We start from the raw sequence: 24,813 nt of genomic DNA on the forward strand, positions 1-24,813 counted from the left end.
CCCGAGTGCGGCTGCACGTTCGCCGCCTCCGCGCCGAACAGCGCCTTGACCCGGTCGATCGCGAGCCGCTCGACCACGTCGACGTGCTCGCAGCCGCCGTAGTACCGGCGGCCGGGATAACCCTCGGCGTACTTGTTCGTGAGGACGGAACCCTGGGCCTGCATGACCGCCCGCGGCGCGAAGTTCTCCGAGGCGATCATCTCCAGCGTGGTCTGCTGGCGGACCAGTTCGAGGTCGACCGCGGCAGCGATCTCCGGGTCGAGGTCGGCCAGGCTGCGGTCGAGGACAGTGCCCGCCAACGCGGTGTCGTTCGTCGTCACGATCTTCTTCCTTCGGGTGCGCGGGGTGGCCGTCAGGTGTTCGGGTTGAGCGAGTCGAGGACCCACTGGTGGAACTCGGCGATGTGGTGCTCGCTCGGAACCAGGACGCCGCCGTCGGCGTACATCCGCGAGTCGGTGGCCGCCTGGCAGCGCTCGCACGCGTCGAAGTCCTGCTGGTTCACCCGGTGGAAGAGCTCGACGGACTTGGTCAGGTCTTTGCCTTCAGCAACGACATCGGGCAGGTAGAGCCAGTCGCACTCGACGACCGTGCGGTCGGGGGCGAGCGGGAACATCCGGTGGATGATCACGTGGTCCGGCACCAGGTTGACGAAGACCTGCGGGCGGATCGTGACCGCGTAGTACCGGCGGTCCTGGTCCTCGGAGACCCCCGGGATCCGGTCCAGGCCCTCGGAGCCGTCGACGGTGAAGCCCTTGATCTCGTCGCCGAACAGCGCGCCGTGGCCGACGAAGTACTGCGCGGCGAAGCCGTCGGCGAACTCCGGCAGCACCTCGGTGAGCTCGGGGTGGATGGTCGCGCAGTGGTAGCACTCCATGAAGTTCTCGATGATCAGCTTCCAGTTCGCCTGCACGTCGTACGTGATCCGGCGGCCGAGCTCGAGGTTCTCCACGCCGTAGTGCTCGATCGACTCGACGTCGCCGAGCCGGGTCCGGACCGCGCCGACGACCGCGTCCTCGAACGACGGCGCGTCGGGCGCCAGGCAGACCCACACGTAGCCCAGCCACTCCCGGACGTGGACCTTGCGGAGTCCGTACTCGACCCGGTCGATGTCCGGCATCTTGGTGAGGTTCGGGGCGGCGACCAGCTTGCCGTCGAGGTCGTAGGTCCACGCGTGGTACGGGCACTGGAAGGCGCGCTGCGTCTCCCCGGACTCCTCGGTGCAGAGCTTGGCGCCGCGGTGCCGGCAGATGTTGAAGAAGGCGCGCGCCTCGCCGCGCCGCGAGCGGGTGATCAGGATGCTCTCACGGCCGATCTGGACGGTCCGGAAGGCACCGGGCTTCGCGATGTCGCCCGAACGGATCGCGCAGAACCACAGCTGCTCGAAGATCAGCTCCTGCTCGCGGGCAAAGAGCTCGGGGTCCGAGTAGGCGGCGCCCGGCAGCGTCGGCAGAAAGCTCTCCGGGAGGGTCTGGTTCTCGGTGACGGTCATAGGGATGCTCCTTGCAGGCGTGGACAGGGCCCGGGTGAAGGTTCAGCCGCGGAGGCGGGTCATCGACGGGTCGAAGAGCGGCTCGGCCGCGACGACGGCCCGGACCCGGCGATCGAAGTAGCCGATCTCGACCGGGGTCCCGGGGGTGGCGACGTCGGCCGGCAGCCAGGCGTAGGCGATGCCCTTGCCGATCGTGTAGCCGTACGCGGCGCTGGTGACGTAGCCGACCGCGCGGCCGTCGGCGAACACCGGCTCCTTGCCCACGACAACGTCTGCCGGCTCGTCGACGGTCAGGCACGCGAGCGTGCGGGTCTGGTTCTCCTTCCGGCGCAGCAGTGCGTCCCGGCCGACGAAGTCACCCTTGTCGAGCTTCACTGCGAAGCCGACGCCGGCCTCGTACGGGTCGTGCTCGAAGGTCATGTCGGCGCCGAACGAGCGGTAGCCCTTCTCCAGCCGGAGGCTGTTGAACGCACCGCGACCGGCGGCGATGATGCCGTGGTCCTGACCGGCCGCCCAGATGGTGTCCCAGAGGCGCAGACCGAGGTCGGCTGTGGTGTAGAGCTCCCAGCCAAGCTCGCCGACGTAGGACAGGCGCATCGCGGTGACCGGGACGTTGCCGATGCTGAACCGGGCGGCCCGGAAGTACTTCAGGCCGTCGTTGGTCAGGTCCGCGTCCGTGAGCCCGCTGAGGACCTCGCGGGCCTTCGGGCCCCACAGGCCGATGCAGCACGTGCCCGGCGTGATGTCCGTGACCACGACCGACCCGTCCGCGGGCAGGAAGCGGTTGAACCAGTCGGTGTCGAGCGCGCCGTTGACGCCGGCCTGGTAGTGGTTCGGACCGAGGCGGGCGATGGTTACGTCGCTGCGGATCCCGCCGTCGACGTCGAGCAGCAGCGTGTAGATCACCGAACCGACCGTCCGGTCGACGTTTCCGGTCGTCAGGCGCTGCAGGAAAGCCGTCGCCCCCGGGCCGGTGACCGTGAGGCGCTTGAGCGCGGTCATGTCGTACATCGCGACGCCGTCGCGCGTCGCCTGCGCCTCGGCGCCGACGATCGGCGACCAGTACTTCGCGGCCCAGTCGTTCGGCTGCGGGACCTGGTAGCGGTCGAGGAGGCCCTTGTTCGCCTCGTACCACTGCGGGCGCTCCCAGCCGTTGGCCGGCAGGAAGAAGGCGCCGAGCTCCTGCTGCCGCGCGTAGTACGGCGAGGTGCGGAGCTCCCGCGGCGAGTCCATCGGCTGGAGGGGGTGGAGGATGTCGTAGACCTCGACGAAGTTCTGGCAGTCGCGCTCGAGGATGTACTCGGGCACGAGCTGGTAGTCCTCGAAGCGGTTCAGGTCGCACTCGTGCAGGTCGAAGCTCTCGCTGTGGCCGTTGGCCAGCCACTCGGCCACGGCGCGGCCGACGCCGGCCGAGTGCGTCACCCACACGGCCTCCGCGACCCAGAAGCCGGAGACCTCCGGCGACTCACCGAGCAACGGCATGCCGTCGGGCGTGAACGAGAAGACTCCGTTGATCCCTTCCTCGACCTTCGCGTCGAGGGTCGCGGGAAGCAGCGCCTGGGTCTCGTCCCAGGCCGGGGCGAAGTCGTCGGGGGTGAACTCGAGCACGGACGGCATCACCTCGGCGTACTCGACCGGCAGCAGGTCGTTCGCGTCGATCGGCATCGGCCGGTGGCCGTAGTAGCCGATGCCGAGCTGGTCGTACCGGTCGCGGTAGTAGAGGTCCGCGTCCTGGTGGCGAAGGATCGGGCGGACCGCCTCCTCGGTCTGGCCGGCCAGCGCCGGAATCGGCCCGGTCCAGGCGAGTTGGTGCGCCAGTGGGGTCAGCGGCAGGTTCATGCCGACCAGGGCCGCGACCTTCGGTCCCCAGATGCCGGCGCAACACACGACGACGTCGGCCGGGATCTCGCCGTGGTCGGTGACGACTCCCACGACCTTGCCGTCGGCGACCGAGATGTCGGTGACCTCATGACGCGGCAGGAACTTCACTCCGCGGCTCTTCGCGCGGTCGATCTGGGCCTCGACCGCCCACAGCGCCTTGGCCAGGCCGTCGGTCGGGCAGTGCAGGCCGCCGAGCACCCGGTCACGGTCGACGAGCGGGTGCAGCTCGACGCAGCGATCCGCGTCGACGACCTCCGCCTCGACGCCCCAGGACGTCAGCCAGCCGTGCCGGCGGTGGATCTCCGCCAACCGCTCCGGCGTCGTCGCGACCTCGAGGCCGCCGACCTGGAGGAAGCACGACTGGCCCTCGTGCTCCAGCGCGACGAACTTCTCGACGGTGTAGCGCGCGAGGTCGGTCAGCACCTTGGACCCGCTCGCCTGGAACACCAGACCAGGCGCGTGCGAGGTGGAGCCGCCGGTGGCCGGCAGGTCGCCCTGGTCGAGGACGACGATGTCGGTCCAGCCGAGGGCGGACAGCTCGTCCGCGAGCGCCGCGCCCACCACTCCGGCACCGATGACGACAGTTCGACGTCCCACCATCCTGAGGCCTCCCTGTTGCGTATCCTGCACTGCATTGCGACACAAGCAACAATGCAGTCGGGACAGCAATGCCGTCAAGACCTCCGAACGCCTTGATTCACAGGACAACCGTTGGGAGCGTTCGACTAGGGTCGACGGCGTGAGCGTGCCGGAGGGGAATCCGCGGTCGGACAGTGAGATCGAGCGGGTGCTGGTGGTGGTCGCGCACCCGGACGACATCGACTTCGGGGGCGCCGGGACGGTCGCGGGCTGGACCAAGGCCGGGATCGAGGTGCACTACTGCGTCGTCACCGACGGTCAGGCGGGCGGGTTCGAGCCGGACCGGGACCGGGCCGAGATTCCCGCCGTACGACGGGCCGAGCAGACGACCGCCGCCGAGCACGTCGGCGTCCGCGACCTGCACTTCCTCGGGTACGTCGACGGCCAGGTCGAGGCGAGCCCGGAGCTGGTCCGCGACCTCACCCGGCTGATCCGGCAGGTCCGGCCGCAGCGGCTGCTCACCCAGTCACCCGAGCGCTGGTGGGCACGCCTGCCGGTGTCGCATCCCGACCACCTCGCCACCGCCGAGGCGACCGTCCGCGCGTTCTACCCCGCGGCCGGCAACCCCTACGCGTACGACGACCTGCCCGAGGAGGCCTGGGACGTCGGCGAGCTGTGGATGATGGAGCACCCCGAACGCAACCACTGGGTCGACATCACCGACACCATCGACCAGAAGATCGCCGCCCTGCTGTCGCACGCCAGCCAGCACCGCGATCCCGAGACCCTCGCCACCAACATGCGACGCTGGGCCCAGGACAACGCCCGCGACGCCGGCCTCCCGGCGAACCACTACGCCGAGGCCTTCACGGTGATCCGAATCGGCTAATCGGTTTGCGATTCGTGGTGCGAGCGGCGAGGGTGCGGCCATGACGATTGCGCATTGGGTGGTTGGGGAGGGTCCGGCACTGCTGCTGGTGCACGCCGGGGTGGCTGATGCACGGATGTGGGCTCGGCAGGTCGAAGAGCTGAGCCAGGACCACCGGGTGATCACTCTGGACCTCCGCGGGTACGGCGAGACTCCGCTCGAGCCCGGGGCGCAGTACTCCGACGCCGGCGACCTGCTCGCGGTCCTCGACGAGCTCGGCGTCGACACGGTCGAGGCCGTCGGGGCGTCGTACGGCGGCTATGTCGTGCAGCAGGCGGCCAGCCGGCACCCGGAGCGGTTCAGCCGGCTGGTGCTGCTCTGCGCGCCGGCCGACGAGGTGGAGCCGACCGACGATCTCCGGGCCGTCTGGGCAGAGGAGAACCGACTGCTGGACGCCGGGGACATCGACGGTGCGACCGAACTGACGGTGCGGAGCTTCATCGGCCCGGAGGCTTCTGACGACGCGCGCGCACTGCTCTGGTCGATGCAGAAGCGGGCGTACGAGCTTCAGTCCGCGGCCGGGGATGGTGGCAGCGAGGAGTGGCCGGTCGAGCCGGAGAAGATCAGCGCGCCCGTGAGGTTGGTCACGGGCGCCCATGACTTCGCCTGGTTCGGCAACTGCGCGGCCTACCTGGCCGAGCGGCTGCCGAACGCCGAGCTCGTCGAGCTGCCCTGGGCCGGCCACCTGCCGACCCTCGAACGACCCGCCGAGGCGCTGGGACTAATCCGCTAGCGCGCCCATCGGGTCCCACGCCGGCAGCACGATCGGCGCCTCGTCGAGCCGGGCCTGGAGCTCGGCCGGCAGGGCGGACCGTCGTACGGCGATCTCGAAGACGTGCTCGCCGAACCACGAGTCGTTCATGGTCCAGAAGCCGCTGTCCGCCTTCTCGTCACCCCAGCTGTTCTCCACCCGCCAGCGCCGCGGCTTGCCGTCCACCACGTCGACCCCGGTGAACAGCATCGCGTGCGTCATCAGCGTCTCGTGATGCAGCAGGCGGTCGGCCTTGTCCAGGGTGAACGCGGTGTCGTAGACCGAGCCGTAGTCGTACAGCTTGGCGTCCCAGTAGCCGAGGTCGGCGTTCATCTGCTTGCCGACGTCACAGCCGAACCAGACCGGCTCGCCGCCGACGATCGCGTCCTGGGTGAGCTGCTTCATCAGCTCGATGTCGACGTTCAGGTACACCACCGGCGGCGCGTCGATGACGTTGCCGAGGTAGTCGACGGTGAAGGTCTTGCCGACCGGGCTGGACGCGCGCGGGTCGTGCACCAGGCAGACGTAGTCGTCGACCGGCAGCTGCACGTACGCCGCGGCGAACTCGGTCGGCGTGGTCCAGCCGTCGCGGTGGAAGCCCTTGTCGCTGTCCTTCCACTGCCACAGGAACTTCTGCGGCGGCGTGCCGAGGTGGATGCTCAGCACCCGGTGCACGGCGGCCAGGATCTCCTGCTTGCGGTCGCGCTGCGCCTCGACGCCGTCCAGCGCGCGCAGGTCGCGGGCGCCCTGCCGGAGCAGCTTGCGCAGGGTGTCGTTCAGCTGGGAGGTCGACGACGAGCTCTCGGTCTCCGGCATCGCCGACTTCGGCACCAGGCCGTGCTTGCGGACCAGCGCGACGAACATGTTCCATTGGCCGCCGTCACCGATCGGGTCGGACAACAGGTGCGCCACGGTCCGGTCGTCGACGTCCCGGCCGGCGGTCTCGATGATCGCCTCCAGGAAGAAGTTCGAGCGCTCGATCTTGTCCCAGAACAGCAGGTAGTTCTGGGAGAACTCGAAGTCCTTCACGCCGAGCTTGCCGGCCGCGCCGACACGGAGCAGGTTCAGCCCGGCGAACAGCCAGCAGCGGCCGCTCTTCTTCTGGTTCGTCACCTTCCAGTCGTCCAGCAGGTGCGACACGGAGTGGTCGATCGAGGTGACGACCTGGCGGTCGAGGGCGATGGTGTTCACCGGCGTCTGCGTGACGGCGTTCTGCATCACCCGGTACTGCGGGTTCGACACGAACTCCTTCTCGAAGAGCGCGAGCTGTTCGGTTGTGAGATTCCGCTCCATAGCACTCGACGGTATAACAGCCGCCAAGCCCGCACCGCCTTCGCCGGGGTGGCGAAACAGTGCCCTGTCCACAAGGCGACACAGCAGCTATCCTAATTGAAAACGACATTCAACAAGGATGGAGTCCGAGATGCCCCGACGCCCGGCGCCGACCGGTAAGCGCAAACCCAAGCAGAACCCGCTCGACCGCGACGGCATCACCTACATCGACTACAAGGACATCGCGCTGCTGCGCAAGTTCATCTCCGACCGCGGCAAGATCCGGTCCCGGCGGGTCACCGGCCTCAGCGTCCAGCAGCAGAAGCAGGTCGCCCGGGCGATCAAGAACGCCCGCGAGATGGCGCTGCTGCCCTACACGTCGTCCAGCCGGTAGGTCAGTGCCAGAAGACCGCGATCCCCGCGTTCAGCAGGGTCAGACCGCCGAGGGCGAAGAAGGTGCCGCGGCTGATCGCCGGCCGCTTGCGGTAGGCGAGCACCAGCCCGGTGACGACCAGGACGACGACCAGCTTGACCGCGATCTTGGTGTTGTCGACGGTGAAGTCGTCGTCCTTCACCCCGGACGCCAGCCCGACCAGCAGCACGCCGGTGACCAGTTGGGTCAGCGCGCCGTGCAGCATGGCCGCGTTGACCACCGGTGCCTTCGACTTCAGCTGGGTGAAGAACCCGCCGAACAGGGCCGCGAAGCCGACCAGGTGCAGCAGGGTCAGCACGTCGTGCAGGAAGTCCATGCGCGCAACCCTAGTGCCACAGCGCTACCGGGCTCCCCGTGTGCTCAGACCAGGCGGCGGTCGGTCGCCCAGCGGGTCAGCTCGTGCCGGTTGGAGAGCTGGAGCTTGCGCAGTACGGACGAGACGTGGGTCTCCACGGTCTTCACGGAGATGAAGAGCTCGCGGGCGACCTCCTTGTAGGCGTAGCCGCGGGCGATCAGGCGCAGCACCTCGCGCTCACGCTGCGACAGCCGGTCCAGGTCCTCGTCCACCGAGGCGATGTCGATCGCACCAGAGAACGCGTCCAGCACGAACCCGGCCAGCCGCGGTGAGAACACCGCGTCGCCGTCCGCGACCCGGCCGATCGCGTCGACCAGCTCGGCGCCGCTGATGTTCTTGGTGACGTACCCGCGGGCGCCGGCCCGGATCACGCCGATCACGTCCTCGGCGGCGTCCGACACCGACAGCGCCAGGAACTTCACGTCCGGGTGCCGCTGGTGCACCTGCTTCATCACCTCGGTGCCGCCGCCGCCGGGCAGGTGGACGTCGAGCAGCACGACGTCCGGCTCCGTCTCGACGATCGCCTTCACCGCGCTGTCGACGTCGGCGCCCTCGCCGACGATCTCGACCGCGGCGCCGATCTCGCTGCGCACCCCGGCCCGGAACATGTCGTGGTCGTCGACGACGACAACGCGCCTCTGGCTCATCTGTCCATCTCCAGTCGCACTTCGGTCCCTGTCTCCGGATCGGACCGCACCGTCGCGCGGCCGCCGTGCCGTTCCATTCTGCCCAACACACTGTGCCGCAGGCCGAGCCGGTCCTCCGGCACGCCGTCGACGTCGAATCCCTTGCCCCGGTCCCGGACGAAGATCTCCGCCCGGTCGCCGTCCACCTCGACGAACACGTCGATCTTGTCCGCACCGGAGTGCTTGGCCGCGTTCACCATCGACTCGCGCGCGGCCCGGACCATCGAGGACAGCGGCTCGCTCAGCTCGCAGTCCCCGACCGTCACCACCTCGATCGGCACCCCGTGCGAGTCCTCGACCTCGGCCGCGGCCCGCTTGGCGGCGCCGGACAGGGTCTGGTCGGTCTTGTCGTCCTCGTCGTACAGCCAGGTCCGCAGCTCGCGCTCCTGCGACCGGGCCAGCCGGGCGACGGCCCGCGGGTCGTTCGCCTGCTTCTGGATCAGGGCCAGTGTCTGCAGCACCGAGTCGTGCAGGTGCGCGGCCATGTCCGCGCGCTCCTGCGACCGGATGCGCTCCGCACGCTCCGTGTTCAGGTCTCGGGTCAACCGGTGCACCCACGGGCCGGCGATCACGCCGATTCCGACGACGGCGAGCAGCAGCGCGACCAGTACGTCGCCGACCATCGAGAGCCGGCCGTTCTGGACCAGGAAGACGGTGACCGCGGTCCCGATCAGGATCAGGCCGACGGCGATCCGTACCAGCGACTTCCAGCCGCCCTTGCCGAGCACCAAGCCCAGGATCGGAACCCGGACCGAGTTGGCCCACTCGTTCTTCTGGCTCTCGTCCGCCTGCCGCCAGATCAGCGCCAGACCAGTGCCGGCGAACACCAGCGGCCAGAACATCTTCCCGGCGATCCCGAGCCCGGCGACCTGCAGCAGGAGCAGCACGCCGATGCCGACGACCACCAGGGCGGTCACCTGGCCGCGGCTCTTCTCCTTCTTGCGCTCCTTGGCCTCGGTCACCGGCTGCGGCGGCTGGTCCGTGCGGAGGCCACCCCGGGTGTGCGCCGCCAGCCCAGGCGCGGCCGGCATCGCGGGAGTGCCCAGCGGCATCAGGAACCAGAGCGCCGCATAGATCAGTACGCCGAACCCGCCGAAGACGGTGGCCGCGATCAGGATCAGCCGGACGACCGTGTCGGACACCCCGAGGTGGTCCGCGACACCGCCCGCGACCCCGGCGACCACACGGCCCTCCGTACGGCGGTACGCGCGACGGACCGGTGGTTGCTCGTTCGGCTGGCCTTGCGGAGCGCCGTACGGTGGCTGCTGAGGTCCGAACGGCGGTGCCTGCTGGCCGGCGTACGGAGCGTAGGGGCCTTGGTACTGCCTCGGGCCCTGCGGTCCCCAGCCCTTGTACTGCCACTGACCGGCGCCCTGGTCGCCACGGCCATGCGGTGGCCCGGGAGGGGTCCCCGGCGTGGGGGACCCGCCCGTGGGCGCGGCGCTGGCTGGCTGACTCATCCCCACGATCGTCACACGTGGACCGGGCCGACACCAGCAGGCTTGTCCCTAGCCGTCTCCTCAGCGCCCGCCGGGCGGGCTCAGGGTCGTACCGGGGAGAACCCCGAGCCGCGGGTCCCCCGGCGCGCGACCCCGGGGTCGCCAGAGGGGGATCCCCGATGTTGTCCGCGCGAGTACGGGGCCAGTATCGATGGCATGGAGCAGAACTCGAGTGGACCCGGTGGGTTCGACCGCGGCAGCCTGCAGAACGTGCAGAGCTGGCAGCGCAGCCGGTCGGACCGGATGGTGGCCGGCGTCTGCGGCGGTATGGGCCGCGCGCTGAACATCGACCCGGTGCTGATCCGCGTGGTGATGGCAGTGCTCATCCTCAGCGGTCCCGGGGTCATCTTCTACATCGCCGCCTGGGTGCTGATGCCCGACGAGGGCAGCGACCGCTCCGCGGCGCAGGGTCTGCTCGGCGACCGGGTCCGCCCGGACCACCCGTGGCTGTGGCCGGTCGTGATCGGCGTCTGCGTGTTCTTCGCGATCGCGATGATGTCGTCGTTCGACTTCGGCCGGTTCGTGCCCGGGCCGCTGATCGTGCTCGCGGTGATCTGGGTCGTCGCCTCCCAGCGTCGCCGGCTCCGCAAGAACCAGGCGAACTGGACGCCCAACGGCAACTGGAACGGACCGGCAGGTCCGCAGCAGCCTGGCCCTCCGATGGGTCAGCCGGCGACCACGTCGTACATGCCTCCCCAGACCGGCCCGTCTGCTCCCCCGGCGGGCCCGTCGTCCTCGGCCACACCGCGGCCCCAGGACCGCACCGTCGAACCGGTCCAGCCCGTGTGGACCGAGGACGACCCTCTCGGCCTGTACGTCGACGAGCCGCCCACCGCACAGCCGCCCACGACCAGCAAGCCGTCGGAGCCGCCCGCCAAGGGCATGCGCGGCGTCAAGTCGATCATCGTCGTGCTGACCGGCATCGCGATCGCGATCGCCTACGCGGCCGGCGCGGCCACCGCGACGATGCTGGTCATCGGCCTGCTGACCCTGGGCGCCGGGATGCTGATCGGCGGCTTCCTCGGCAAGACCCTGGCGCTGCTGCCGCTGGGCATCCTGCTCGCGTTCGGTGCCGCTGCGAGCATGGTCTTCCCGGAGGCGCCGCGCAACTTCGCGGACACCAACTACGTCGCGCCGGCCGGTGAGACGATCACCGCGACCAGCACGAAGTACGAGTTCGACGCCGGCGCGGTCAAGCTGGACCTGACCAAGGCGACGTTCGCTCCCGGCGCCAAGATCGAGGTGCACGGCGGGCTCGGCGAGATCGTGGTCAAGCTGCCGCCGAACGTGGACGTCGAAGGACACCTGTCGGCCGAGACGGGCGAGGTGGCCTGGCTGGACCAGAAGAAGGGCGGCCATAATGTCGAGTTGAGCGTGAACGACCTGGGCGCCGACAAGAAGGCCGGGCCGCAGGCGGTCACACTGGACCTCGACATGAAACTCGGCGGCATCAAGGTGGAGCGCGGATGAAGCAGCAGAAGGGGGCAAAACCGGACGTTCCCGGCATCATCGCCGGCACCGTCCTGTCCGGCGCCGCCACCATCTGGATGCTCACCGACAACGGCGTCCTCCAGACCGACGACCTCGGCGTCACCAGCGCCCTCCTCCTGGTAGCCGCCGGCGCCATCGGCCTGGCCGCCTCCCACCGCAGCTAACTCGGTGGACCCCAGTCGGGACGTTCCCTAGGCTCGACCGCATGTCCAGCCCGGAGGCGAGTAGAGCGTAGCCACCGGCTGTTCGGTGGCGTTTCCGCAGCCGAACTGCCGGCGATGACTCGCGGCAGGCGATCCGTCCTGCCGCACCTCTCTCATCGACGTGGTTGCGGAGTCCTCCATGCCTTTCGTGCTGTACTTGCTCGGCCTGGCCGTGTTCGCCCAGGCGACCTCCGAGTTCATGCTGTCCGGCCTCGGCCCGGACATCGCCCACGACCTGGGCGTCTCCATCCCCGCCGCCGGCTGGCTCACCTCAGCGTTCGCCATCGGCATGATCGTCGGCGCACCGGCGATCGCGGTCCTCGGTGCCCGCTGGCCGCGCCGCCGTACGCTGCTGGTGACACTGACCGTTTTCCTGCTCGTCCACGTGATCGGTGCGCTCACCTCGAGCTTCACCGTCCTGCTGGTCACCAGAGTGCTCGCCGCGCTGGCCAATGCCGGCTTCCTCGCGATCGCGCTCGCCACCGCGACCAGCCTGGTGCGGCCCGACGCCAAGGGCCGCGCTACCTCCGTCCTCCTCGGCGGTACGACGCTCGCCTGCATCGCCGGCGTACCAGGGGGTGCGCTGCTCGGCCAGCACCTCGGCTGGCGGTCCGCGTTCTGGGCGGTCGCGATCATCTCGCTCCCGGCGCTGATTGCGATCCTGCGCGCGGTGCCCGCTGCTCGCACCAGCCCGGCCACGCCTCTCGGACTACGTCTTCGCGGGCGTCTCGTCGTACTGCTGATCCTTGGTGCTTTGGTGAACGGCGCAACGTTCTGCTCGTTCACCTACCTCGCACCGGTGCTGACCGAGGTCACTGGTTTCGGCGTCGGCTGGGTGCCGCTGATGCTCGCGCTCTTCGGCCTCGGCTCCCTCGCTGGCGTCACCATCGCAGGCCGGTACGCCGACCGCCGTGACACCCGCCTTGTGATTGTTGCCGCGAGCACCTTGCTGTTCGGCTGGACTGCGTTCGCCCTGACTGCGTCACTGTCCGCCACGACCATCGTGCTGGTGTTCACTCAGGGCCTGCTTTCCTTCGCGGTCGGCTCGACGTTGATCTCATACGCCTTGTACGCCGCGCCGGAATCCCCTGTCCTGGCAGGCGGTCTGGCCACCGCCTCCCTGAACGTCGGCGCCGCGCTCGGACCCGCACTCGGCGGCGCAGCGATTACCCTGACCGACTACCGGGCCCCACTGTGGGTCAGCGCGATTCTGGTCGGTACGGCGTTGGGCCTCGGCGGCACGGCGTTGGGCCTCGGCGGCACGGCTCAGCTTCGGGCGCGACGAGCGGCTCGGCGTGAAACGTAGAGCCGGACCTTCTCCGACGTACCGCAGATCTCCATCGAGCACCAGCGCCGGCTGTCGTTCTTCGACTGATCGAGGAACAACCACGGGCAGCCGGCGCACCGCTTGATCCGCGCTGCCCGCGGCCCGGTCAGCAGTCCATAGGCCGCATAAGCCACCGGCGACTCGAGCCGCTCGAACCGCCAAGCCGGCTCCAACCCCACCTGCTCAAAAGCCGCCACCACAAACGGCCGCAACTCCTCCCACCCCTCGAGCGCACTCGCGGATCGTGGAGGTGTGTCGGGGGCTGCGGGCCGCGCCGTTGCGGTGTCTCGGCGGATTCTCCCAGCCGCGCAGGCCGGGTTCATCTTCCCCGCCTTCAACCTGGCCGTGATCGGCGGCTCGCTGGCCGGACCATACGCCGCACACCGTGCCGGCACCCGCCGTAACCTCCTCAGCGGCTTCACAGTCATGGGCGTCAGCCTCGGGCTCGCCTCGGTGTCATCCACCACAGCCGGTACGTCGGAGGTCCCCGAGCACCAGCGTGGTGTCGCTCGGCGTACTCACCTCGCCGGCACAGCTAGTGCCGCGTCAACCAACGTGGAGTCGTGACGCCAGCTGGTGCGCATTTCGACAGGAGGTGTCCGGTCCTCGACCCCGATCCCCAGTCGGTTCAGGCGGGGAGCGGCCGGCGGTGGGTGTCCACCTCCTGTCGAACTGCACCGAAGGCCACCACGCTCCCGAATCCCGGTCCGCCCCCGCGCCACGACAACCCCACCCGGTCAACCCACCCGGCACCGCATGCCCGACCGGTCAATTTCACCGGAGAACCCCGCAACTGCACCGTTCTCCCCTCGCCTACCGAGGGAGAAGGCACCAGATCAAGGGAGAACCCCGCAAATGCCTCCCACAGTCGGCGCTTTGGCTGACGACTCGGCAGGCCAGCTGGCAGTTCTCGGCTTCCCGGGAATACCTGCCCCACTCCGCATCGCCGTCGCGCTGGCCGGTGCTGTGGCCGCGTTCACGGTTTCGCGGACAGCACGCCGTACCGCGGACGACCTCGGCTAAGATTTGCTGCGCTACCCGAGGGGTCCGGGTGAAGCGGGTCCCGTTGTCACAGGAGTTCGTGATGGTGCGCGGCACCGTGAAGTGGTTCAACGCCGACAAGGGCTACGGCTTCCTGGCCGTCGCCGGCCAGGACGACGTCTTCGTCCACTGGAGCAAGATCGTCTCCGACGGCTACAAGACCCTCGAGGACGGCCAGCAGGTCGAGTTCCAGATCGTCGACGGCCCCAAGGGCCGCGAAGCCGACACCGTCACCCCGGTCTGACCCGGCCGCCCCTGCGAACGGGCCCGGCCACCGCTTGCCCGGGGCGCCCGTCGTACCGCGTTTTCCGGACTGCACCGGCCGACGACAACCGGTAACCTGTCGTCTCACCGTGTGAGGGGATGGGACGTGTGACAGAGCCGGTACCCGTGATCCGGAAGCTCGAGAAGGCACTGGCTGACGACGATTTCGCGTGGTCGCTGATGCTCGTCGGCGAGGACCAGACCGACAAGCTGGCGACGCTGACCGCCGACCTGCGCGGCCCGTACTCGAAGACCGGCGACGGCAAGCAGATCACCTCCGGCTTCTCCTACTGGGGCATCGGCCCGACGATCGCCTGGGCGAACGCGACCAACGACCCGTTCTACCTGGTGATGAAGGTCGGCGCGGAGTCGTTCCTGCGGCACTGGCGCAGGGTCCGCCCGCACGTCGACAAGAGCGGCTTCCACCTGGTGAGCCTCGGCGTCGGCACCGGCGTCAAGGACCGGACCGTGCTCGGCGACCTGCGCCGGCACAACCCGCACATGTACTACGTCCCGGTCGACATGAGCTCGGAGATGCTCCGGATGGGCACCCTCGAAGCGGTCCGCGGCGTCCGCTTCCCGATGTCCCAGGTGCTGCCGGTGCAACTCGACCTGTCCATCGCGGACAACATGGAAGAGCTGGGCCAGATGCTGACCCGGCTGGTCGGCACCGAGCCGATCCTGTTCATGCTGACCGGCAACACGCTGGCCAACTTCGGCGACGACGAGGACCTGCTGAAGATCATCACCGCGATGCTGCGGCCGCAGGACCGGCTGCTGCTCGAGGTGGCGACCACCAGCCGGCTGGACGAGGAGGCGGCGAAGTCGGCCGCCGACGAGTACCACCAGACCCGGGCGTTCGCCGAGTTCGTCACCAGCGCGCTGCGCTACAACACCGACCTGACGATCGACAACGACCGACTCGACTTCCGCGGCGAGGTGGAGACCGACGACGCCCTGCTGGTCAAGATCGTCTGGCAGAACAACAGCGGCGCGCCGATCGTGATGGGCCTGCCGGACCACACCGACGTGGTGCTGGAGCCGGAGGACACCATCCTGCTCTACATCACCCGCAAGTACTCGACCGATCGGCTGAAGAAGCTCACCGCCGCCTGCGGCCTGACCCCGGTCGAGCACGCCCACTCCGGCTTCCGGACCCGCAAGCAGAGCACGTTCGGACTGGACCTGCTCCTGCTCGCCCCGGGCGGCGTCGAGACCACTCCGCACACGCTGGCCGACGACATCTGGTCGACATGACCCCAGCTGTACGACGCCTCGTCGTCAGCACGGTCAGCTACAGCCTGCTCGGGGTCGCGTTCGTGCTGGGCGTGATCTGGTTCTTCTGGCCGCAGAACTCGCGCTGGGAGCCGGCCGTCAACTCGCTCACCCTGGTCGCCGGGCTGACCGGCATCTTCGTCGAACGCCTGACCGCCGAGGCCGAGCGCCGTACCGAGGTGCTGCGAGCCGTCGCGGACGAGCTCCGCGAAAACACCCGGCTGCTGAACGACGACCGGTTCTCGCCGGAGACACGGAGATGGCGCCAGGTCTACCCGCGGCTGGTGGTGTCCGCGGTCGACCTCGCGCTCGTCTCCGGCGCGCTCGGACTCCACCGCGACGCCGAGCTGGTCAAGCTGCTGCACCGGTGGCGAGACACCGTCCACCTGTTCAATCGCCGCCTCGACCTGACCGAGATCAGCACGTTCTCGAACACCGTCTCGCCGGAGGATCTGGCCGCGTTCCACAAGGCCCTGCACCGGGAGAACAGCTACTTCGCCGCCACCCGGGAAATGCTCGAGAAGCTGCTCACCCGGCTGCCGCCCGCTTAACGGCCGAGGCCGTAAAGCTGACAGAAGTGGCAAATCCCGCCGAGCGGTTGACTTCGGCATGCGGCCAAGGCTTACTTTCGGACAGGACCGTAAATGGGTCATCCACCGGAGGGATCGAATGCGTTCGCTCATCGCGGTGGCACTTGCCGCCCTGCTCGTCACCACTCTGACCACTCCCGCCGAAGCCGATCCACCGCTGCCGGAGGCTCCCATGGGACCGCCCACGGCGACCGTGACCTCACTCGGCACACCGCTGTCCGACGTACTGCTGATCGGTGGCACCGTCGCGCCCGGCCCGAACGGCAAGGCCGCGATCTGGAACGTCTCGAGCAGCGACCCGGCATACCTGAACGCCATCGACCCGGCCACCGGCACGCCGCTGGTGTCCGCGCCACTGCCCGGGGCCGGCGGCAGCTACGCCGTGGCCGCGGCGCCGGACGGCACCATCTACACCGGCACCTACAACAACGGTCACCTGTACCGGTGGAAGCCGGGGTCGGGGAACACCGTCGAGGACCTCGGCCGCCCGATTGCGACCGAGACCTTCATCCAGCGGATCACCACCGACGAGCAGGGCAACGTGTACGGCGGCACCTTCCCGAACGGCAAGGTGTTCCGGTTCGACCACGCGACCGGCGCGGTCCGCGACTACGGCCAGCTCAAGGCCGGCCAGACGTACGTGAAGAGCATCGACTACTGGAACGGCAAGATCTACGGCGGCACGATGCCCGACGCCCACATCCTCGAGCTGGACGTGGCGTCCGGCGCGGTCACCGAACTGCCCGCGCCGCCCGGGCTGGGCGACCCGTCCGACAAGATCGTCTACGACCTGAACACCCGGGCCGGCCGGGCCTACGTCCGGATCAGCACCGCCTTCCCCGGCCCGATGTATGTCTGGGACATCGCCGGCCGGACCTGGGTCGACGAGATCCCGAACGCGCACGGCCTGGACGTCTCCCCAGTCGGCGACAACGGCGAGATCTACCTGATCCAGGCCAGTGAGCTGAAGAAGTACGACCCGGCGACCAAGACGCTCAGCGGCACCGGCCTGACCTTCACCGGCCGGATCCAGAACACCCGCTCGATCGGCTGGGCCGAGCTCGACCTGCCCGACTACCCGGGCAAGAGCATCGTCGGCACGCTCTGGCGCGGCGAGGAGTTCCGCTACAACCCGCAGACCGGCAAGTCGGAGATCTTCCAGACCTCGGTACGGCGGGAGCCGATCGAGATCCTGTCCGTGGCCGGAGGCAAGGACAACCTCTACGCGGGCGGATTCCTGAACGGCGGAGTCTCGGTGGTCAACCCCGACACGGGCGAGGCCAAGTTCAACCGGTTCTCGCAGACCGAGGCCCTGCTGGAGGGCAAGGACGGCAAGCTCTGGATCGGCGCCTACCCCGACGCCCGGGTGTACACGTACGACCTGAGCCAGCCGTGGAGCAGCCCGGAGTACTCACCCGGCCCGCCCGGCACCCCGGACAACCCCAAGCAGGTGCTCAACCTCAAGCCGGAGATCTTCCAGACCCGGGCCCGGGCGCTGGTCGAGGTGAACGGCAAGCTCGCGGTCGGCACCATCCCCGACGGCGACCGGCTCGGCGGCGCGCTCGTCATCTACGACCCCAAGACCGGTACGTCGCAGAAGTACCGCAACGTCGTCCAGGACGAGAGCGTCTTCGGCCTGACCGCACGCGCGGGCATCGTGTACGGCGGAACGTCGATCGCCGGCGGTCTCGCGACCACTCCACCGACCCGGACCGAGGGCACCGTCTTCGCCTGGGACGTCCGGCGCGCCCGCAAGCTCTGGGAGGCCGTGCCCGTGCCCGGCGCGATCACGGTGTCGTCGGTGACGTTCGGCCCGGACGGCCTGCTCTGGGGCGTGGCCGGCAAGACCGTCTTCGCGATGGACCCGCGCTGCGGCAAGGTGGTCAAGTCCTACGTACTCGGGACGACGACGTCCAGCGGGGACATCGTGTCGACCGGAGAGGCGGTGTACGTGAGCATCGACCTGAACAAGATCTTCCGGATCGCACCGGGCCAGGCCCCGGCGCTGCTCGTCTCGAAGGCACACCGCCGGCTCGGCGTCCGTAACGACCACCAATTGGTGCTCTCCCACGGCTCCGAGCTGTTCCGAGTTGATCTCAGCCGTTGACAGCCGAAATTCGACAGGGCTACTTTCGGTCCTGACCGTTATTCGGTTCCACTGCTTTCCGGCCCTGACTTCCGGACACCCAGGGGGTGCGATGAAATCCAGCGTCCGCCGCATCGCGGCACCACTCACGGCGCTCGTGCTGGCCGCCGCTCTCAGTTCCTGCGGGGGCGACGACGGCTCGGGCTCGTCGGAGGAGAAGAAGAACGTCACACTCTGGATGTATCCGGTGATCGCCGACCAGGCGACCAGTGACGCGTACTGGCAGAAGGTCGAGAAGGACTTCGAGGCCGCGAACTCCGACATCGATCTGAAGATCGAGGCGCAGACCTGGAACGAGCGCGACCAGAAGCTCGCCGCCGCGTTCGCGGGCAAGAAGGGGCCGGACGTCGTACTGCAGATCCCGGACCAGTTGCCGCAGTACGTCAAGAACGGCTCGTTCGAGGCGATCGACGACGTGGTCGAGCCGGACAAGGACAAGTTCCTGCCGGCTGCGGTGCCCGGCCTGACGGTGGACGGCAAGGTGTACGCCGCGCCGATCTACCACACCGTGACGACGACGATGTTCAACAAGACGATCCTGGACAAGGCGGGCATCAGCAAGCCGCCGGAGACCTGGGACGAGATCAAGGCCGCGGCGCCGAAGATCAAGGCGGCCGGCTTCTCGACCCTGGACTACTCCGCATCCCCGGAGGCGTCGCTGAACCTGAACTTCTACCCGCTGCTGTGGCAGGCCGGGGGCAAGGTGTTCAACGACGACGGCAAGACCGTTGCCTTCAACGAGGCACCCGGCCTGGAGGCGCTCACCTTCCTGAAGGGCCTGTACGACCAGGGCGCGATCCCGAAGAGCTCGCTGACCAACGGCAACCTCGTCGCCGACCAGCCGCTCGGCAAGGGACAGGTGGCGATGGCCTTCACCAGCACGCCGGCCGACGCCAAGACGGTGGCGGCGACCTGGGGGGCCGCCAACGTCGTCATCGGCACGCCGCTGACCGGTGCGAAGCAGGTCGGGTTCGGCCTGCCCGGCGGTCTGGCGGTGAACGCGGCCTCGGAGAACGTGGACGCGGCGAAGAAGTTCGTGTCCTTCATGATCCAGCCCGCCCAGGTGCAGGCGCTCAGCAAGGCGTCGGGCTTCTTCACCGCGCGCACCGACGCGAAGGCGGAGCTCACGGACCCGGTGGCGCAGAAGTTCGCCGACCAGTTGCAGTACGCCTTCCCCGGTGAGCCGAACCAGTCCGCCCGCCAGGTGATGTCGCTGCTGAGCGTGGAGATCCAGGCCGTCCTCACCGGCAAGAAGGCCCCGCAACAGGCCCTCGACGACGCCGCCAAGCAGGCCAACGACCTCCTGTCGAGACAACGTTGACCGAAGCCCGCCAAGCCAAGGCCCCGGACCGAGCAGACCCCGCGGCCGACACCACGACCCCGGGCTCAACCACGAGCCCGGGCGCCGGGTCCGGGCCGGACCCCAACCCCACCGCAGTCGCCGACCCGACCTCGGGTTCCGCTGCATCGGGTGCCGTCTCGGACGTCGGCTCCGGCCGCGGACCGGCCTCAGGGTCGGGCTCGGGTTCCCGCGTTCGCTCTGTCTTTCGCCGTGCCCCGTCGCCCGCAGGGCGGCGGGGGTCGCTGCGGCGACCTTGGGTCGGGTTGTTGTTCGTTGCGCCGATGCTGGTGTTGTTCCTGGCGTTCCGGTTCCTGCCGGTGGTCGGCGCGGGGTTGCTCTCGCTCACCGACTACCGGCTCAGCGGCCGCTGGTCGTTCATTGCCCTGGACAACTACACCCGCCTGCTCCAGGACACCCTGTTCCACCAGGCCCTGCTCGTCTCCCTCACCTACACGGTGGTCTTCGTCCCGCTCACCGTGCTGCTCTCGCTCGGCACCGCCGTACTCCTGCACCAGGTGGTCTGGGGCCGCGGCTTCTTCCGCGGCGTCTTCTTCCTGCCGTACGTGACCAGCATCGTGCTCGCCGCGGTGATCTGGAAGTGGATCTACGACGCCCAGGACGGCCTGCTCAACGCGCTCCTCGGACTGGTCTCGATCGGCCCGATCGACTTCCTCGCCGAGTCCAACCTGGTCCTGCCGTCGATCGCGGTCACCTCGGCCTGGAAGGGATTCGGCTACTCGATGCTGATCCTGCTCGCCGGTCTGCAGGCAGTGCCCCGCTCGTACCTGGAAGCCGCGATGATCGACGGCGCCGGCACCTGGCAGCGGTTCCGCTACATCACGCTGCCCCAGCTGCGCCCGGTGCTGTTCTTCGTGCTGGTGATCGAGACGATCGGCGCGTTCCAGGTCTTCGATGCGATGTACGTGATGACCGGCGGCGGCCCGGTCCGCGCCAGCTACTCGCTCGTGTACTTCCTGTACGACAGCGGTTTCAAGTACTTCGACTTCGGCTACGCCAGCGCGATCGGCCTGGTGCTGTTCGCGATCGTGCTCATCGTCTCGCTCGTGCAGCGACGGCTGGTCGGGAGGGACGACTGATGGTGAACCTGCTGGAACGACCACGCGCCGGAGACACCACCCCGCCGCCCAAGGCGGACAAGCGCCCGGTCGCACGGCTCACTCTGCCGACCTTGCTGACCCTGACCGCGATCGTCACCATCGTGCCGTTCGCCGCGATGGTGCTGGTCGCGTTCGCCCCACCGAGCGGCCGCACGTTCCCCGACGCGCTCGACCCGACCCGCTTCACCTTCGACAACTTCGCCCGCGTCCTGTCGAGCTCCGACATCCCGCGCTGGACGGTCAACTCGCTGCTGTACTCGCTGGTGTCGGTGGTGTTCGTCCTGCTGTTCGCGGCGATGGCCGGTTACGCGTTCGCGAAGAAACGCTTCCCCGGCCGCGAGATCATGTTCTGGGCGTTCCTGGCCACGCTGATGGTCCCGTTCCAGGCGACCCTGATCCCGTCGTACATCCTGGTCTCGCGACTCGACTGGGTGGACAGCTACTGGGGCCTCATCGTGCCGACGCTGGCGAACTCCCAGGCCGTGTTCTTGCTCCGCCAGTTCATCAGCCAACTGCCCGACGAACTCTTCGAAGCAGCCGAGATCGACGGCGCTCCCGAGTGGCGGATCTTCACCCAGATCGTGCTACCACTCGTCCGGCCCGCGCTCGCGACCCTGGGCATCTTCGTCTTCCTCTGGCACTGGAACGACTTCCTGTGGCCCCTGGTGATCGGCCAGTCCGGCGAGATGCAAACCCTCACGGTCGGCCTGGCAACCCTCCAAACCCAAGCAGTCCCCATCAACCAAATCATGGCCGGCGCGACCATCACGGTAGTCCCGAGCCTGCTGGTCTTCGGCCTGCTCCAGCGGTACTTGACCGACAGCATCGCGATGTCGGGGCTGAAGGCTTAGGAGTCTTTCCCACGCGTGCTACGCGGTCACTCCTTCGTCGCGGCCGCTCCGCGCGGGTAAGACTCCGTGGGTGGAGTGCGTGGGGTTAGATCAACTCACCAAGCGCCTCAATGGATCGAAGCGTGTCCGCCTGCGAGAGCCCGGGTGGCTGGATGCGGAGGATGATGCCATCGGCACCCATCTCCTCATAGTGAGCCAACCGCTCCGCACACTCACCCGGCGACCCGATCACGCTGCGAGCCGCGATGTCATCCCACCCCTGCGTGTAGCGGCTCGCGTCTGCCGACGTCCGTTTCCACCCCGTGTAAGCGTCGTACAGATCCCGCAGCGGCTCCTCCAACACCCCCCGCGCCTCCTGCGACGTCGACGCGCAAAACCCCTCCCGGCACAAGATCACCTCACGCCCTAACGTCCCCTCACCACCCGGATACGACTGATACTCCGCGATCTTCCCCGGCAGATCCGCGTCCAGTTCGTTGAACGACGTGGTCCACCCATCACACATCCGCGCCGTCCGCTCCAGCACCGCCGACACCCGCCCGCCGTTCCACAACCGCGGCCGCGGACCCTGCACCGGTCGCGGCGACAGGAACGCCTCACTGATCGACGTGAACTTCCCGTCGTACGTGACCTCATCCGACGTCCACAACCGGGTCAGGATCGTCAGGCACTCCTCGAACCGCGCGACCCGCTCCGCCTGCGTCACGCCGTACAGCGCGAACTCCTCCGGCCGATACCCCAGCACAAATCCCGCAGTCAGCCGCCCACCGGACAGTACGTCGACATGCGCAAGCGTCTCGGCCAGTACGACGGGGTCGTACAACGGCGCCACGATGCCCGATGTGGCGAGGCCGATGCGGTCGGTCTTGCCGGCCAGGTAGGCGAGTGTGGTGAGGATCTCGTGGTACCCGGGCCGGTGCAGGTGCCGTTCGCCGAGCACGATCCACTCGAACCCGGCCTGCTCCGCCAGCCGTGCCTGCTCGACGGCGTCCTCGAGTCGCGGCCGCTCGTCCGGGGTGCCGTAGAGGTTCAGATAGAGACCCAGGCGCATCAGGGTGCCACCTTCCGTTGACAGAGGGCGCTCGCGGTATTTACGGTCTTGACCGTAAGTCCTTTCTCGCCAGAATGCGACCCTGAGGAGCCGGATTTGAGTGTCGTACCGCATCCGGTCGGGTTGCCGGCCGAAACCGGGGCCGTGCCGATCACGCCGGCGCCGGTGAGCGCATCAGGGCCGATCAGCGCGATCAAGACCCGCGTGGTCAGTGCGACGTACCGGCGTCCGTTCCAGATCAGCAGTGGGGTCAGCACCGAGCTGGTCAGCCTCGTCGTCGAGGTGCACACGGCCGACGGCGCGATCGGCATCGGTGAGACGTCGCCGATGACGGCGTACACCGGTGAGACGCTGGCCGGCGTCCAGGCCGCGATCGAGGAGCACCTCGCCCCGGCTCTGATCGGCCGCGACCCACTGGACCGTGCCGGAGCCCACCTGGTGATGGACTCCGTTCTCCGCGGGCAGCATGTGGCGAAGTCCGGCCTCGACATCGCCTTGTACGACCTGGCGGGCCGACTGAGCGGCTGGCCGGTGCACGCCCTGCTCGGCGGCAGCATCAGGGACCGCGTGCAGACCACGTGGGTCGTCGGGCTCGGCACGCTCGACGAGATGGCAGCTGAGGCCGCGGAGTACGCCGACAGGGGCTTCCGGCACCTCAAGGTCAAGGGCGGCCACGAGCCGGCCAAGGACCTCGAGCTGGTACGCGCGGTCCGCGCAGCCATCCCCGCGGACGCCGAGCTGTGCCTGGACGCCAACGAGGGGTACGACGCATCGACCGCCCTGCCGTACCTGGCCAAGATGGCCGAGGCCGGTCTGACCCTGCTGGAGCAGCCGCTGCCCCGGTGGGACCTGGCGGGACTCGTCCGGCTGCGGGACCGGCTCGACGTACGCCTGATGGTCGACGAGAGCATGCACTCGCTGCAGGACGCTCTGGAGATCGCCCGGCGCGGTGCGGCCGGCGTGCTGAACATCAAGATCCTCAAGGTCGGTGGGTTGCACAGAGCCCTGCAGATCGCCAACGTAGCCGAGGCCGCGGGCCTGGCGGTGAAGGTAGGCTCGATGCCCGAGCTGGGCGTGGCCACGCTGGCCGCCGTCCACCTGGCCGCCGCCGTACCCGGTGCGACCGTCGCGGCGGACCTGGTCGGGCCGCTGATGGTGCACGAGGACCCGCTGGCTCCGACGGTGTTCGCCGACTGCGACGGCTGGATCGACGTACCAACGCGCCCAGGCCTCGGCCACGACGTCTGAGAGGTCACATGCATCCACTCGTCGAGCAACTCCGCGGCACGCTGCTCCCTGCCGTCATCACCCCCATGGACACCGACGGCGTCATCGCGTACGACGCTCTGACCGCCTACGCCGGCCGTATGGCGACCGAGCCCATCGGCGGGGTCGCTGTGTGGGCTCACACCGGCCGTGGGCTCTACCTGTCGGCTGCGGACCGCTCCAAGGTCCTGGAGACGTGGCGAGAGGCAACGGACGTCCCGATCGTGGCAGGGGTCGGCGTACCGCGTTCTGAGGCCGCACAGACGCTCCAGGAGGCTGCTGACGCGACTGTGGCGATGGCACTGCAGGCTGCCGCGGGCGGCGCCGACGCAGTGATGGTCTACCCGCTAGCAGCCCTCGGCGGGCTCGCGGACGGCCACGCACAGTCTGTTGCACTGCATGAGCGCGTTGCGGCCGAGAGTGGGCTGCCTCTGGTCGGCTTCTACCTGCATGGCGAGGCCGGTGGGTACCCGTACCCGCCAGAGCTCATCCGGGACCTGCTGAACCTGGACGCCATGCTCGGCGTCAAGACAGCCACGCTGGACCGAGCCATCGGCTGTCAGGAGGCCATCTGGGCCGGCCGTGACACTGGCAAGCTGCTGATCACCGGTGAGGACCGGATGTACGGGCCGTCGTTCATGTGGGGCGCCGACACCGCACTGGTGGGCATTGCCGCCGCACAGGTCGAGTTGTCGGCCGCCGTACTGCGCAACTGGACGTCAGGCGACCACACTGCCTTCCTGACTGCCTCTGACCGGCTGGACCGCTTCGCTGCCGCGACCTTCTACGCGCCGATCGAGGGCTACGTGCAGCGGATGCACTGGGCCGCGGCGTGGGAGGGCCTGATCCCCGAGGACAGCGCCCACGACCCGTACGGCCCGGACCTGCCCGCCGCCGAGCGCGACGTCGTGATCCGCTGCCTCGAGGAACTCAGCCACTATCCTGCGAGTTAAGGGCCCGACCATAAGGAGTGTC

Annotated in this window: 25 protein-coding genes and 1 pseudogene; 17 read left to right on the forward strand and 9 right to left on the reverse strand. The window is 68.8% G+C overall.

The window, feature by feature from the left end; translation table 11 throughout:
• The 3 genes and pseudogenes from AB0H36_RS34140 to AB0H36_RS34150 form a co-directional block, all read right to left on the reverse strand.
• Positions 1 to 320 (reverse strand): annotated as a pseudogene (locus tag AB0H36_RS34140) (serine hydroxymethyltransferase); the annotation flags it as partial.
• Between the two features lie 32 nt (positions 321 to 352).
• Positions 353 to 1,489 carry an aromatic ring-hydroxylating dioxygenase subunit alpha gene (locus AB0H36_RS34145; RefSeq protein WP_360533266.1) on the reverse strand — a complete coding sequence of 379 codons (1,137 nt, stop codon included), beginning with the start codon at positions 1,487 to 1,489 and terminating at the stop codon, positions 353 to 355.
• A gap of 42 nt (positions 1,490 to 1,531) precedes the next feature.
• Positions 1,532 to 3,970, reverse strand: a complete 2,439-nt coding sequence (locus AB0H36_RS34150; RefSeq protein WP_360533269.1) for an FAD-dependent oxidoreductase — start codon at positions 3,968 to 3,970, stop codon at positions 1,532 to 1,534.
• Between the two features lie 139 nt (positions 3,971 to 4,109).
• Here AB0H36_RS34150 and AB0H36_RS34155 point away from each other — a divergent pair, with 139 nt between their 5' ends.
• Positions 4,110 to 4,838, forward strand: coding sequence for a PIG-L deacetylase family protein (locus AB0H36_RS34155; protein ID WP_360533272.1), 729 nt, complete (start codon positions 4,110 to 4,112; stop codon positions 4,836 to 4,838).
• 40 nt (positions 4,839 to 4,878) lie between these two features.
• Complete coding sequence (locus AB0H36_RS34160) at positions 4,879 to 5,610, forward strand: alpha/beta hydrolase (protein WP_360533275.1); 732 nt, start codon at positions 4,879 to 4,881, stop codon at positions 5,608 to 5,610.
• Here the strand turns inward: AB0H36_RS34160 and AB0H36_RS34165 are convergent.
• A complete protein-coding gene (locus tag AB0H36_RS34165; protein WP_360533278.1) occupies positions 5,599 to 6,921 on the reverse strand; it encodes a C1 family peptidase in 1,323 nt (440 codons plus the stop codon). The genes AB0H36_RS34160 and AB0H36_RS34165 overlap by 12 nt on opposite strands.
• A 130-nt stretch (positions 6,922 to 7,051) precedes the next feature.
• On the opposite strand from AB0H36_RS34165, the gene rpsR reads away from it, so the two are divergent.
• Positions 7,052 to 7,294: a 30S ribosomal protein S18 gene (gene rpsR / locus AB0H36_RS34170; protein ID WP_360533281.1), complete on the forward strand. Its 243-nt coding sequence runs from the start codon at positions 7,052 to 7,054 to the stop codon at positions 7,292 to 7,294.
• A gap of 1 nt (position 7,295) precedes the next feature.
• On the opposite strand, the gene AB0H36_RS34175 is transcribed toward rpsR, so the two are convergent.
• The 3 genes from AB0H36_RS34175 to AB0H36_RS34185 are packed head-to-tail and all read right to left on the reverse strand — an operon-like array spanning position 7,296 to position 9,834.
• Positions 7,296 to 7,649: a hypothetical protein gene (locus tag AB0H36_RS34175; RefSeq protein ID WP_360533284.1), complete on the reverse strand. Its 354-nt coding sequence runs from the start codon at positions 7,647 to 7,649 to the stop codon at positions 7,296 to 7,298.
• A gap of 44 nt (positions 7,650 to 7,693) precedes the next feature.
• Positions 7,694 to 8,335, reverse strand: coding sequence for a response regulator transcription factor (locus tag AB0H36_RS34180; protein ID WP_360533287.1), 642 nt, complete (start codon positions 8,333 to 8,335; stop codon positions 7,694 to 7,696).
• Positions 8,332 to 9,834, reverse strand: coding sequence for a PspC domain-containing protein (locus AB0H36_RS34185; RefSeq protein ID WP_360533290.1), 1,503 nt, complete (start codon positions 9,832 to 9,834; stop codon positions 8,332 to 8,334). Before AB0H36_RS34185 ends, AB0H36_RS34180 begins: the two co-directional genes overlap by 4 nt.
• A gap of 195 nt (positions 9,835 to 10,029) precedes the next feature.
• On the opposite strand from AB0H36_RS34185, the gene AB0H36_RS34190 reads away from it, so the two are divergent.
• The 3 genes from AB0H36_RS34190 (at position 10,030) to AB0H36_RS34200 (ending at position 12,873) form a co-directional block, all read left to right on the forward strand.
• Positions 10,030 to 11,343, forward strand: coding sequence for a PspC domain-containing protein (locus tag AB0H36_RS34190; protein ID WP_360533293.1), 1,314 nt, complete (start codon positions 10,030 to 10,032; stop codon positions 11,341 to 11,343).
• On the forward strand, positions 11,340 to 11,528 hold the full coding sequence (locus AB0H36_RS34195; protein ID WP_360533296.1) for a hypothetical protein: 189 nt from the start codon (positions 11,340 to 11,342) through the stop codon (positions 11,526 to 11,528). The genes AB0H36_RS34190 and AB0H36_RS34195 overlap by 4 nt, the downstream gene beginning before the upstream one ends.
• A gap of 178 nt (positions 11,529 to 11,706) precedes the next feature.
• Positions 11,707 to 12,873 (forward strand): Cmx/CmrA family chloramphenicol efflux MFS transporter, encoded by a 1,167-nt coding sequence (locus AB0H36_RS34200; RefSeq protein ID WP_360533299.1) that lies wholly within the window; start codon positions 11,707 to 11,709, stop codon positions 12,871 to 12,873.
• Here AB0H36_RS34200 and AB0H36_RS34205 read toward each other — a convergent pair.
• A complete protein-coding gene (locus tag AB0H36_RS34205; RefSeq protein WP_360533302.1) occupies positions 12,834 to 13,094 on the reverse strand; it encodes a CGNR zinc finger domain-containing protein in 261 nt (86 codons plus the stop codon). The two genes, AB0H36_RS34200 and AB0H36_RS34205, sit on opposite strands and share 40 nt — an antisense overlap.
• 52 nt (positions 13,095 to 13,146) lie before the next feature.
• On the opposite strand from AB0H36_RS34205, the gene AB0H36_RS34210 reads away from it, so the two are divergent.
• The 9 genes from AB0H36_RS34210 to AB0H36_RS34250 all read left to right on the forward strand — a co-directional run bounded on the left by AB0H36_RS34210 (position 13,147) and on the right by AB0H36_RS34250 (position 21,521).
• Positions 13,147 to 13,461, forward strand: a complete 315-nt coding sequence (locus tag AB0H36_RS34210; RefSeq protein WP_360533305.1) for a hypothetical protein — start codon at positions 13,147 to 13,149, stop codon at positions 13,459 to 13,461.
• A gap of 288 nt (positions 13,462 to 13,749) precedes the next feature.
• Complete coding sequence (locus AB0H36_RS34215) at positions 13,750 to 13,917, forward strand: hypothetical protein (protein WP_360533307.1); 168 nt, start codon at positions 13,750 to 13,752, stop codon at positions 13,915 to 13,917.
• A 61-nt stretch (positions 13,918 to 13,978) separates the two neighbouring features.
• Positions 13,979 to 14,179: a cold shock domain-containing protein gene (locus AB0H36_RS34220; RefSeq protein WP_360533456.1), complete on the forward strand. Its 201-nt coding sequence runs from the start codon at positions 13,979 to 13,981 to the stop codon at positions 14,177 to 14,179.
• A 128-nt stretch (positions 14,180 to 14,307) separates the two neighbouring features.
• Complete coding sequence (locus AB0H36_RS34225) at positions 14,308 to 15,456, forward strand: L-histidine N(alpha)-methyltransferase (RefSeq protein ID WP_360533310.1); 1,149 nt, start codon at positions 14,308 to 14,310, stop codon at positions 15,454 to 15,456.
• Positions 15,453 to 16,025 carry a hypothetical protein gene (locus AB0H36_RS34230; RefSeq protein WP_360533313.1) on the forward strand — a complete coding sequence of 191 codons (573 nt, stop codon included), beginning with the start codon at positions 15,453 to 15,455 and terminating at the stop codon, positions 16,023 to 16,025. Before AB0H36_RS34225 ends, AB0H36_RS34230 begins: the two co-directional genes overlap by 4 nt.
• 118 nt (positions 16,026 to 16,143) lie before the next feature.
• A complete protein-coding gene (locus AB0H36_RS34235; RefSeq protein WP_360533316.1) occupies positions 16,144 to 18,171 on the forward strand; it encodes a hypothetical protein in 2,028 nt (675 codons plus the stop codon).
• Positions 18,172 to 18,262: 91 nt separating this feature from the next.
• Entirely contained in the window at positions 18,263 to 19,531 is a 1,269-nt protein-coding gene (locus AB0H36_RS34240) for an extracellular solute-binding protein (RefSeq protein WP_360533319.1), read from the forward strand.
• A 302-nt stretch (positions 19,532 to 19,833) separates the two neighbouring features.
• Complete coding sequence (locus AB0H36_RS34245; protein WP_360533322.1) at positions 19,834 to 20,649, forward strand: sugar ABC transporter permease; 816 nt, start codon at positions 19,834 to 19,836, stop codon at positions 20,647 to 20,649.
• Positions 20,649 to 21,521, forward strand: a complete 873-nt coding sequence (locus AB0H36_RS34250; protein ID WP_360533325.1) for a carbohydrate ABC transporter permease — start codon at positions 20,649 to 20,651, stop codon at positions 21,519 to 21,521. Before AB0H36_RS34245 ends, AB0H36_RS34250 begins: the two co-directional genes overlap by 1 nt.
• 85 nt (positions 21,522 to 21,606) lie before the next feature.
• On the opposite strand, the gene AB0H36_RS34255 is transcribed toward AB0H36_RS34250, so the two are convergent.
• Positions 21,607 to 22,572, reverse strand: coding sequence for an LLM class flavin-dependent oxidoreductase (locus AB0H36_RS34255; RefSeq protein WP_360533328.1), 966 nt, complete (start codon positions 22,570 to 22,572; stop codon positions 21,607 to 21,609).
• Positions 22,573 to 22,668: 96 nt separating this feature from the next.
• Here AB0H36_RS34255 and AB0H36_RS34260 point away from each other — a divergent pair, with 96 nt between their 5' ends.
• Entirely contained in the window at positions 22,669 to 23,820 is a 1,152-nt protein-coding gene (locus tag AB0H36_RS34260; RefSeq protein ID WP_360533331.1) for an enolase C-terminal domain-like protein, read from the forward strand.
• Positions 23,821 to 23,828: 8 nt separating this feature from the next.
• Positions 23,829 to 24,791, forward strand: coding sequence for a dihydrodipicolinate synthase family protein (locus tag AB0H36_RS34265; protein ID WP_360533334.1), 963 nt, complete (start codon positions 23,829 to 23,831; stop codon positions 24,789 to 24,791).
• The last annotated feature ends 22 nt before the right edge of the window (positions 24,792 to 24,813 follow it).

The organism is Kribbella sp. NPDC050820 (genome assembly GCF_040653975.1).
Lineage (GTDB): Bacteria > Actinomycetota > Actinomycetes > Propionibacteriales > Kribbellaceae > Kribbella.